Origin of the sequence: Brevundimonas sp. (genome assembly GCF_029945885.1) — a bacterium.
Lineage (GTDB): Bacteria > Pseudomonadota > Alphaproteobacteria > Caulobacterales > Caulobacteraceae > Brevundimonas.
This window is the reverse complement of sequence record NZ_JAQSDK010000033.1, coordinates 120,515-130,633: the sequence shown is the minus strand read 5'-3', so window position 1 is coordinate 130,633 and position 10,119 is coordinate 120,515. Positions and strand designations below refer to the sequence as shown.

General features: G+C 66.7%; 15 protein-coding genes. 6 read left to right on the top strand and 9 right to left on the bottom strand.

Features of this window, described 5'->3' with window-relative positions; translation table 11 throughout:
• The 8 genes from PSV00_RS12470 to PSV00_RS12435 form a co-directional block, all read right to left on the bottom strand.
• On the bottom strand, positions 1-267 hold a 267-nt coding region (locus tag PSV00_RS12470), incomplete at its 3' end, for a hypothetical protein (RefSeq protein WP_300447695.1).
• Between the two features lie 39 nt (positions 268-306).
• On the bottom strand, positions 307-975 hold the full coding sequence (locus PSV00_RS12465) for a hypothetical protein (protein WP_300447693.1): 669 nt from the start codon (positions 973-975) through the stop codon (positions 307-309).
• A gap of 30 nt (positions 976-1,005) precedes the next feature.
• Positions 1,006-1,158 carry a hypothetical protein gene (locus PSV00_RS12460; RefSeq protein WP_300447690.1) on the bottom strand — a complete coding sequence of 51 codons (153 nt, stop codon included), beginning with the start codon at positions 1,156-1,158 and terminating at the stop codon, positions 1,006-1,008.
• A 166-nt stretch (positions 1,159-1,324) separates the two neighbouring features.
• Entirely contained in the window at positions 1,325-1,810 is a 486-nt protein-coding gene (locus PSV00_RS12455; RefSeq protein WP_300447688.1) for a hypothetical protein, read from the bottom strand.
• Between the two features lie 41 nt (positions 1,811-1,851).
• The gene (locus PSV00_RS12450) at positions 1,852-2,730 is read right to left on the bottom strand and encodes a CsgG/HfaB family protein (RefSeq protein WP_300447686.1); all 879 of its coding nucleotides are present in this window, start codon (positions 2,728-2,730) and stop codon (positions 1,852-1,854) included.
• Between the two features lie 269 nt (positions 2,731-2,999).
• Positions 3,000-3,431 (bottom strand): hypothetical protein, encoded by a 432-nt coding sequence (locus PSV00_RS12445; RefSeq protein ID WP_300447684.1) that lies wholly within the window; start codon positions 3,429-3,431, stop codon positions 3,000-3,002.
• Positions 3,432-3,489: 58 nt separating this feature from the next.
• Positions 3,490-3,882, bottom strand: coding sequence for a hypothetical protein (locus PSV00_RS12440; RefSeq protein ID WP_300445581.1), 393 nt, complete (start codon positions 3,880-3,882; stop codon positions 3,490-3,492).
• Positions 3,883-4,022: 140 nt separating this feature from the next.
• Positions 4,023-4,430 carry a ribonucleotide reductase subunit alpha gene (locus PSV00_RS12435; RefSeq protein ID WP_300447682.1) on the bottom strand — a complete coding sequence of 136 codons (408 nt, stop codon included), beginning with the start codon at positions 4,428-4,430 and terminating at the stop codon, positions 4,023-4,025.
• 167 nt (positions 4,431-4,597) lie between these two features.
• Between PSV00_RS12435 and PSV00_RS12430 the strand changes: the two genes are divergently transcribed.
• Genes PSV00_RS12430 through PSV00_RS12405 form a run of 6 tightly spaced genes read left to right on the top strand, consistent with a single transcriptional unit; the run spans position 4,598 to position 9,324 of the window.
• The gene (locus PSV00_RS12430; RefSeq protein WP_300447680.1) at positions 4,598-6,382 is read left to right on the top strand and encodes a pyridoxal-dependent decarboxylase; all 1,785 of its coding nucleotides are present in this window, start codon (positions 4,598-4,600) and stop codon (positions 6,380-6,382) included.
• Positions 6,383-6,395: 13 nt separating this feature from the next.
• A complete protein-coding gene (locus PSV00_RS12425) occupies positions 6,396-6,644 on the top strand; it encodes a MoaD/ThiS family protein (RefSeq protein ID WP_300447678.1) in 249 nt (82 codons plus the stop codon).
• A 1-nt stretch (position 6,645) separates the two neighbouring features.
• Positions 6,646-7,116, top strand: coding sequence for a molybdenum cofactor biosynthesis protein MoaE (locus PSV00_RS12420; RefSeq protein WP_300447676.1), 471 nt, complete (start codon positions 6,646-6,648; stop codon positions 7,114-7,116).
• Positions 7,116-7,652: a molybdenum cofactor biosynthesis protein B gene (gene moaB, locus PSV00_RS12415; protein ID WP_300447674.1), complete on the top strand. Its 537-nt coding sequence runs from the start codon at positions 7,116-7,118 to the stop codon at positions 7,650-7,652. Before PSV00_RS12420 ends, moaB begins: the two co-directional genes overlap by 1 nt.
• Positions 7,649-8,140, top strand: coding sequence for a cyclic pyranopterin monophosphate synthase MoaC (moaC, locus tag PSV00_RS12410; protein WP_300447672.1), 492 nt, complete (start codon positions 7,649-7,651; stop codon positions 8,138-8,140). Before moaB ends, moaC begins: the two co-directional genes overlap by 4 nt.
• On the top strand, positions 8,137-9,324 hold the full coding sequence (locus tag PSV00_RS12405) for a molybdopterin molybdotransferase MoeA (RefSeq protein WP_300447670.1): 1,188 nt from the start codon (positions 8,137-8,139) through the stop codon (positions 9,322-9,324). Before moaC ends, PSV00_RS12405 begins: the two co-directional genes overlap by 4 nt.
• Before the next feature lie 5 nt (positions 9,325-9,329).
• Here PSV00_RS12405 and PSV00_RS12400 read toward each other — a convergent pair whose 3' ends face one another.
• Entirely contained in the window at positions 9,330-10,106 is a 777-nt protein-coding gene (locus PSV00_RS12400; protein WP_300447668.1) for a DUF542 domain-containing protein, read from the bottom strand.
• Between the last annotated feature and the right edge of the window lie 13 nt (positions 10,107-10,119).

Sequence of the window (10,119 nt, the reverse complement as noted above, 5' to 3'; positions counted from 1 at the left end):
AGGGGCTTGTGGAATGTGTTTGCCGTTGGCGCAGCCCGTGATCCGGGCGTCCTGGACGATGTGATCCCGGTTCGAGGTCGTTCCCGGCGCCGTGACGACGGCCCCTGGCGCCGGGCGCAAGCTCTCCTGCGCCTGGACCGATACGACGACGACGCCGAGGTCGAACATGGCCGCGCCGGCCAGAATGATCGCTGCTTTCCGCATGGTGTCCAGTTCCTTGTTGCTGTCCTTGGGACGGGTGGCCCGTCTGCGAGCCCGGTCGGTCAAACGCGTGGTCGATACTGCCCCCATTGCCGAATTGGCCTCTCAGCGGCGGGGCGTCACCGGCAGGCGGCACTGCTGGACACCCTCGTGCAGGACGACTGCCCCGCCTCGCGCTGCACACGCCTGGACCGTATTCACGCGGTCGATTCTCCCCCATGACCACGACTCAATGTCGATGGGTCCGCCGGACGGGTTGGCGGTCGCCCGCGGTTCTCCGTTTTCCGGGCGCCCCCTGTTCGACAGCCGGCCGCCGCCGGTTCCACCAATGCCGTTGACGGGGGCCGAGGCCCCGGCGGCGTCATCGACCTGGCGGTGCACGATATCGGTATCATCCCAGACGCTCAGGGTGACACGAACACGGCCGCCGTCGCGCGGGACTACCGTCGTCAGCCGGCGGCCGGAAGAATCGACCGCATAGACCCGACCCCGGCCGGGCCTGATCGGCGCGGACGTCATCGACGGCGCGTCGTTGACCGGCGTGACCGTCACGACCGCCGGCGCCGTGGGATTGGTCAGGAAGACCGAATAGCGGCCGGGTCCGACGGAGAAGACGGCCTCGCCGCGGGCGTCGGTCCGGATGGGGGCGGCGAGCCACTGGGGCTCGCCCTCGAGGCCGATGGGTGTATCTGAAATCGGCGTGTTCGGCGTGGCTTGCCCGAAGGCCGCGAGCAGCAGGCCGATGGCGGCGATGGCGACAGGTCTGACGGTCATGGTCATCTCTCCGTGTACAGGCCGAGCCCGCTAATCCGCTTTCAGCACGTCGCCGCGCATCGGCGGTTCACCGTCGATGACGCTGGCGATCGACAGTCGTGCGCGCGTCTGCGAAGCCACCGGGGCGACCAATAGTGACAGGCCAATACCGGCAGCCGACAGGATGAGGGTTCTGCGTTTCATCGGGAGGGTCCTTGCGAAGTCTGTAGCCGATCAGGGTCAGCCGGGTTTCAACGTGAACGCTTGCGATAGTTCCCGGCACGGTGATGCTGGGGTGTCTGCTCCTGGGTATATTGAGGCGGGTGAGACGGATGATCCTGCCGTGGGTCTTGGGGTCGGTCCTGTTGCTTCAGCGGCGGCCGGTCGGGGGCGGGATGCAGGCCGGCGTGGCTGGAGAACCGCTGCCGGTCGCGGTTCCCGGCCTTGCAGCAGTCCCTTCGACCTGGGCTGTGTCAGTCTCGCTGTTGTTGATGACGCGGAGCACTCTGGCGTCAACTTGGGCGTCCTGGTCGATATGGTCGCGGTTTGACAGCCGTCCCCCTCCCAGACCGCCGATGCCGTTGACGGGCGTCGTCGTCGAGCGGGTCGACGGTGAGGTCGGGGTTGGGGCAACCGGTCCGCAGCCGGGGACCGGCACCGGCCCGGTCCGGGGGGAGATAGTCTCCATGGCAAGGGTTGCGCCCGAGGAATTGACGTGCGCCCGCGTCTCCCCCGCGCCAGCGCCCGGTTCAGTCCTGGCCTGGCCACTCCGCGACTGTGGCGGCGTCTGGGCCAGGGCCAGGCCGGCGGTCAGGGCGGCACCGAGCATGACGAGGGTTCCAACAGTGGTCTTCATCGCAAGTGTCCTTGGGGAATGGGTTTCAGAAACAGCCAGCGTCAGTCGGTCTTGAGCACGTCGCCGCGCATGGGCTCGCCGCCCTCGGTCACGGTGGCGATGGACAGACGATCACGCACGGTCGCGACCTGTACCTGCCCGATCCGGCTCATTTCGACGTCCAGAACCTCGCCGGTTCCGGGGTCGGTAAGGGTGCGGCCGGGCCGCCAGACATTCAGGGTCAGGCCCGGCACTACATTCCGGTCGGTCCCCGCGTTCAGATAGACGCCGGACGGGCCCGCATCGACGACGATGGCCGACCAGGTGACCCTGCGCATGCCCGAGGCGATCTGCTCAACCGCCCTGACGATGGCGTCCTGGCCGGCCTGGCCGATCGGTGTGGTTCGGAAAATCTCGCCACCCAGTCGCGCCCCGCCGTAGCTCTCGACCAGTCCGGCCTCGGTGGTGCGCGATGAGGCGCGACCCTCGGCGCTGGACGTCGAAATGACCTGACCGGTCGAAGTGTCGACCAGCCTGAGCGCGATCTCGATGACGGCGGTCTGGCTGCGGGTGCCGGCGCGACCGCCCAGCAGGCCGCCCAGCGGGCCACCACTGATGCTCAGGCCGCTGCCGCCAGCCGCCGCTTCATATTTGGTGACCGCGCCCCGCACCAGGGCACTGGCCGCCATCGGACCGCCATCGCCCTCGACGACCAGGAACCGACCGTCCTCGACCAGGGCCTGAATCAACATGGCGGTCATACCGTCCGCCGTGACCGAACCACCGACGGCCTCGGTGGCCCGGAACAGGTCGACGGCGATGGTCTTCTTCAGCCCGTCGTAGCGGGCACGGTCCTGGGACAGGACCGGTCCGGCGACTCCCGCCATGGCCAGCGTCGTGCCGGTCAGCACCCAGCGTCGGTTCGGAGTCAGAACGATCATGTGCGTTGAACCAGACTGGAGGAACTGAAAACTGGACTCGAATCCCGGAGACAAGTCGCGGCAAGTGGCAACTATTCACACTAATTTTGAACGCTCGACCTGCCATGAATATTTGTCAAATATAATATTTAGGCCGCACAGCAAATGAAACGCTCGGGTTTAAATGTATTTGATTCGATTAGCTTAAAGTCATTAAGCAGCTAGCGGCGACCAAAGACTGCCGACGATGGTATCGTCGTCATTGGAGTGCTGACCCGCGAAGCGGCCCGCTAGCGGGGCGTCTGACCCCCGCGCCCCCAGCGGTCGAAGATCGACGAGGCATTGATCGCGATGCGGCCACCGGCCCGGGGGATTGTCACCACCAGCCGCTGCCCCCTGTCGTCGAGGGTGTAGGCCCGCCCGCGCCCGGGTTGTGCGACAATGACGTAGTTCTGGATTCGAAGTGTCGAGACGTCGGCGCTGATGCGGAGGCGTATCGGAGCCTGAAGCCGGGACGCATCCGGGATGAAGACAGCGTAGCGGCCGGGGGCCAGGTCGGCGAACACGACATTGCCCTCGCGATCGGTCACCCGAGGGGCGACGATGCTCCCGGGGTCACCCTCGAGCCCGACCGGAATCCCCTGAATGGGGGTGCCGGGCTCCGCATGGGCGACGGAAGCGCCCAGCAGCAGGGCGGCGACGATGGCGACGAACAGTTTCATCCCGGTCTCTCCAGCTTGAATGATCAGAGGCGAATACCCGCCGGCCCCGCAGCCCCGGCTATCGCGGTGTCGATGTCGCTTCCAGGGTCTCAACCCGACCGCTGATCATCACCGTGCCCAGACTCGAACCGACCGGAAACAAGTGGATTCCCCTGGTGTTTGGCCGGATCTCACGTCCATCAACACTGAGGGTCAGCAACCGGTTCGGCCGGCACGGCCGTCGCGGCGCGCAGGCTGTGGTGACCGCATATTCGCCCGGCTCCACCCTCACCTGGGCCGAGAACCGACCTTCCCGGTCCGTGGTCGCAACCACGATCGCCCGACCACCGGGGTTTTTGCCAAGGTAGATATCGACCCCGGGTATCGGCTCGCCCGCATGAGCGATCCCAATCGCAACCGACGCCGCCAGCACCAGGCTGATGATGGCAGCAAGTCTGAATCCAGACGCCATGGTGTTTTTCCCGCAAGGCCATTCCGGCCGCCCGCTGCGGTCACATAACGCTGGTCACCACAGGGGCGCGCTGTCAATCGGTATGAGATCATGCCGGGTCAGGGCCCCGCTTGGTTCGCTCTGAAGCGGACCTCCCTGCATCAGGCGATTTCGAGGAACTCACCCTGCGGTCCATAGGCGGCGAAGCCACCAATCCCGCCGCCGCGGACGGCCTCGACCATGGTTTGCAGGGCTTTATCAATCCGGTCCTGGGTCGGCGGCTGTCCCGCCTGACCGGAGAGGCTGGCGGCAAACACCACCTGCCAGGGAGGCCCTGCTTTTCGGGATTCCGTCACCAGGGCCGCAAAATCCGCCAGATCCCCGGGGGCCTTGTCGACACACATTTGAGGCGCAAGGGATCCGCCCTCACCGCGATGAAACCGTTCGGTCTGTTCGGGCGTGGCATTCCCTGGCAGTTCGGCTACGGCAAAGACAAACAACAGACGTTGCGGCGCGGGCTGGGCGGCGGCAGTGGCCAGCAGCTGCCGGAAATGATCATTGCGGTCCATGAGGCACAGGCTAGGAGAAAATGCGGATTGTGTCCCAGTCGACTTGCCGCCGTCGCATTGACGGGAGTCGGGAGGCCGATTGACAGTTGGCAATCGCGATTGCGAGCGCAGGCTGTATGGCCGGGCGGGTAAGCCCGCTTCCGGGCACAGAGCTAGCCGACGAAGCGATGACCACTGACCTGGCCCGGGAGATCGCCCGGACGTATTTTCCCGGCGCGCGCTCCGAGAACGAGAGCCGTCTGCGCGGCGAGATGGATGCCACGCTCGACCACTGGTTTCGCTGGCGTTCGGGCCGGTTCGAGGACAGCGCGCCGGTCGGACCGGAGCGTGTCGAGACCGCCACGGGTGGCCCGCGCGCCGACGACCGGCTGGGGCGTCGTTTGCTGGCGCTGTGCGACGCCATGACGGCCGAGACGCCGACGTTTTCCCCCCGCTACATCGCCCATATGAAGTCGGACCTGTCGTTGCCGGGCCTGCTGGGCTGGTTTGCGGCCATGCTGCACAATCCCAACAACAGCTCGCGCGACGCCAGCCGGGCCGGCAGCGTCATCGAGACCCAGGCCATCGCCGTCCTGGCCAGAATGCTGGGCTATGATCCTGCCTCCGCCCAGGGCCATTTCACCTCTGGCGGAACGGTCGCTAATTTCGAGGCCGTCTGGCGCGCCCGCTACCGGCTGGATCACTGGCTGGCCCTGGCCCTGCACATCGCGGAGACGACCGGCACACGCCTCGACCCCTTTGCCGCTGCCCACATGGGCTGGACGCGATTCCGTGAGTTGTTGGCCTCCCACACGCTCTCGGAGGCTGACCTGAAAGCCTGCAGCGCGGCAGCGTCCAATCCCGGCGACGTCTGGCGGCGCATCAGCCGGGCCTCGGGTCAGGACTATATGGGGCCAGTGATGCTGGTCCCCGGCAATCGACACTATTCCTGGAGCAAGTCGGCCAACGTCTTTGGTCTGGGCGGAGAGGCGATCTGGAGTATCGCCCTCGATGCCGGCGGCCGTCTCGACCTGGCCGATTTCGAACGCCTTGTCGCCCGTGCCGAAGCCGAGGGACGACCGGTTTTGATGGCGGTCGCAGTGGCCGGTGCGACCGAGACCGGAGCCGTGGACCCGCTGGACCGGCTCTATGACCGGATGGATCACTGGCGATCGGAACGGGGCTGGCGCATCTGGCGACATGTGGATGCGGCCTACGGCGGGTTTCTCGCGGCCATGCTGGACGGGCCATCCGAGGCGACCCTGACTTCGGAAACCGCTGCGGCCCTGCGGGCGATGGGGCGATCGGATTCCATCACCATCGACCCGCACAAGCTGGGCTATGTGCCCTATGCCTGCGGGGCCTTTCTGACACCAGACGCCGAACGCTATGCCGTTTCGGCCTTTGATGCCCCCTATCTGGACCGTCCGGAACTGGGCCAGGGCAAATGGTCCTCAACGCTGGAGGGTTCACGCTCGGCGGCCGGGGCGGCGGCGACCTGGTTGACGGCAGAAACCATCGGGTTCGAGGCTGACGGCTTCGGAGCCCTGATGGCCGCCACGCTCGATGCCCGTCAGGTCTTCCAGACCGCCGTCCGGAAAGCCATTCCCGAAGCTCGCTTCCTGCCCGCAGACAGCAATATCGCCTGCTTCTCTCTGGCGCGTCCCGGCGAGGCACTAAGCTGCTCCAATGCTCGGACCGGCGCGGTCTTCGACCATTTCCAGACCTCACCCGATTTCGCCGTGTCGAAGACCAAGCTGGGTCGGGACAACGCGGCCCTGATGGCGGCTGTCCTGGCCGGGCATGACGGCCATGATGACGTACCGGACGGACATGGCGGCTTGCTGGTGATCCGCTGCGTCTTCATGAATCCCTACTGGTCCGAACCTTCGGTTCGACAGGACCTGCTTCCGCGCTTTATCAAGGAATTGCGCGAAGCCCTGGCCGACGCCGACCGGTCGCAGGCGGCCTGAAATGGAGGCAATCATGACCCGAATCCTGTTCTTCGGCCGCGTTGCGGAACGACTAGGAGCCAATTGCCGCCTGGATCTGCCGGCCGGTGGGGCCACGATGGGTGAAATCCGCAACCTTGTGGCCGCCCGGGACGAGGTCGCCGCTGCCGCCCTGCTTCGCGTCGACGTTCGCGGATCGCTGGACCAGGTCGTCGTCGGCGAAGACACCCTGGCCCGGCCTGATCAGGAAATCGCCTTCTTCTCGATTTTTTCCGGAGGCTGAGTTGGCCCTCGACGTCCGGCTTGCGACTGAAACCCTGTCCGCCCCGTCAGAGCTGGAGCGCTTTCTCTCGGGCCGCACCGGTGACGGGGCGGTCGTGACCTTCACCGGCCTGGCCCGGGGGGTCGGCAAGGACGGCTCGACCATCGAATCCCTGACGCTGGACTGGTATCCGGGCATGACCGAGCGGTCGATGGTCGACATCGCTGAGGCCGCCGCCGCAAGATTTCCCGTCAGCGATCTGGCTGTAGTCCATCGCTGCGGCGACATCGTCCCGGGCGAGACCATCGTCTTCGTCGCCGCCGCCGCGCCGCACCGACGCGTCGCCTTCGAGGCCGCCGACTATCTGATGGACAGACTCAAGACCGAAGCGGCGTTCTGGAAACGCGAGACCGGTCCCGCCGGAACCCGCTGGATCGAACCCGTAGACGAAGATCGCGCCGCCCTGGCGCGCTGGAAGGACGAAACGCCCTGATGGCCGGAATCAACGAAGATCTGCCGTTCCACCCGCTGAACATCGCGGTCCTGACCATATCGGACACCCGCGACGAGACCACCGACACCTCGGGCGGCCTGCTGGTCGAGCGCCTGACCACGGCCGGCCACGTCCTGAAGGGCAAGGCCATCGTTCACGACGAGGTCGATGCCATCCGCGCCCAGCTCAAAGTCTGGATCGCCGACGCCGATATCGACGTGGTCCTGACCACCGGCGGTACCGGGTTCGCGCCGCGCGACGTGACCCCCGAGGCGGTCAAGCCCCTGTTCCGCCGCGAGCTGGACGGGTTTTCGGTCGTCTTCCATCTCAAAAGCCTCAGCACGGTCGGGGTGGCGACGCTGCAGTCGCGGGCCCTGGCCGGACAGGCGGAGGACACCTTCGTCTTTTGCGTCCCAGGATCGACCGGGGCCTGCCGTGACGCCTGGGACCTCGTGCTGGCCGAGGAGCTGGACAGCCGCTTCCGGCCCTGTTCTCTGGTTGGCCAGATTCCGCGCTACCGCGGTATCTGTCCATGAGCGCCCTGACCCATCTGGATAGCGGCGGCCGGGTCCATATGGTCGACGTCGGCGACAAGGCCACGACGAGCCGACGGGCCGTCGCCGAAGGCCTTCTGATCTGCGCGCCCGAAACCCTGGCCCTGGTGCGCGATGACCGGGCTCCCAAGGGTGCGGTGATCACCACCGCTGAACTGGCCGGGATCATGGGGGCCAAACGCACCGCCGACCTGATCCCCCTGTGCCACCCCCTGGGCCTGGACAAGGTCTCGGTGACGGTGGTCATGGACGAGGCCCTGCCCGGCTTCGTCGTCACCGCCGAGGCCCGCGTCAGTGGGCCAACCGGGGTCGAGATGGAGGCCCTGACCGCCGTCTCCGTGGCCTGCCTGACCCTCTACGACATGCTCAAGGCGGCCGACCGTGGCATGGTCATCAGCCGGGTCCGGCTCCTGTCAAAGTCGGGCGGGCGGTCGGGGGACTGGACCGCCGGGGACGGGGCCGGCGCGTGATTGATTTCGACGAAGCCATCCGCCTGATCCTGAATGCGGCTCGACCTCTCGGGGCTGAGGCCGTGGCGCTGGAGTTCGCAGGCGAACGCGTGCTGGCCGAAGGTCTGAAGGCCCGCGGTGACGCGCCGCGCACCGCGGTCTCGGCCATGGACGGCTATGCCGTGCGCGACGCCGATCTGACGACCCTGCCCGCGCGGCTGCCGATCGCCGAAGTCGCCTTTGCCGGGCGGGCCGATGTCCCTTCCCTTCCTGCCGGCAGTTGCGCCCGCATCTTCACCGGAGGCCCCGTCCCCCACGGCTCGGATCGGGTTGTGGTTCAGGAGATCGTCGGCCGTTACGGCGACGACGCCCTGTTCGAGACCACTCCAGGTGACGGTCGCCACATCCGCGCTGCCGGGTCGGACTTCGCATCCGGCGACGTGCTGCTGCCCGCCGGGACCGTTCTGGGCTTCCGCGCCATGGTCGCCGCCGCCGCGGCCGATGTCGCGACCCTGTCCGTTGTGCGCCGCCCACGCGTCGTCATCCTCGGGACTGGCGATGAACTGGCCGAGCCCGGACAGGCACTGGAGACGCCCGGCAGTATCCCGGAAAGCGTCTCGTTCGGCGTGGCCGCCCTGGCCCGGCAATACGGAGCCGAGGTCATCGCCCGTCGTCGTCTGCCCGACACGCCGGACAGGCTGGAAGCCGCCGCCCGTCAGGCGCTGGATGAGGCCGACCTGATCGTGGTCACGGGCGGAGCCTCGGTGGGTGAGAAGGATTTCGCCCGGGCGATGTTCGCCCCCTTCGGCCTCAAGCTGATCTTCTCCAAGGTCGCCATCAAGCCCGGCAAGCCGGTCTGGTTCGGGCGGGCCAACGGCAAATGGATCATCGGGCTTCCCGGCAATCCCACCTCGGCGATCGTCACCGCCCGCCTGTTCCTCGCACCGCTGATCGCCGGTCTGGCGGGCCGGGACGCAGCGTCCATGCTGGACTGGCGGCCCATGTCGCTGACCACGGCGCTGAAAGCCTGCGGCGACCGCGAAACCTTCGAGCGCGGCCGTCTGATCGATGGAGGTGTCGCTATTCTGGGCACCCAGGATTCGGGCTCCCAGAAGGCCCTGGCGTCAGCTGATGTCCTGATCCGGCGACGCTCCGCTGCCCCCGCGCTCGCAGCGGGCGACACGGCCGATATTCTGGACTTCTGACACCGTCAGATGAAGCGCTGGAACAGGAGGTTGTTCTCGAGGTGGATGTGTTCGCGCAGATCTGAATCCAGCTTGCTGCACGCGGCATATAGCGCCCGCCACGTCGTGCAGGCCCCTTGCGGCGGGGTGAAGTCGTCGGTCAGGTCACCCATGAAGGCCAGCTGCTCGCCCAGCTCGACATGTTCTTCCATCATCAGGGCGACCGGATAGCGCAACGTCGGCGATCCACCGTGAACCATCGCCGGAAAAAGGACCGCCTCCTCCTTGTGCTGGTGATCCTCAAGATCATCGTACATCAGGGTCAGAAGCTCGGCGAGACCACGCGGACAGTCGGCTTTCGCCTGATGGACAGTCTCGACCCGGCGCGCCAGGCGGATGGCCTCCGGAAATTCGACGCGGTGGACCTTGTGATAGCGCTCGATGATGTGCGCAACCAGATCGGCGGTTTCCGCCGGGGCGGCGATCCCCGGGGTCCCGAGACTGCGCAATTCCGTTTCCAGGGCTGACAGGTCTAGTCCGCGGCGCTCGGCTTCCGACGACAGCAGCGCACCGCCATTGCAGCAAAAGTCGATCTTGTGTCGACGAAAGACAGTGGTCGCGCCGGGCAGGATGACCGCGATGTCGCCTACGGAAAGATATTGAAAGGTCATCGTCCGGCTCTCCTGATCGGCAACTCGCCCGCCCGTCGACCGCGGGTGACGGCGTCTTCCTAGACCGTTCGACGCGCTCGGCTCTTGATCCCCGTCAAGCCTTCCATTGATGGGGGTCTGCGCCTGCGACAAGCCGGTGCGACTT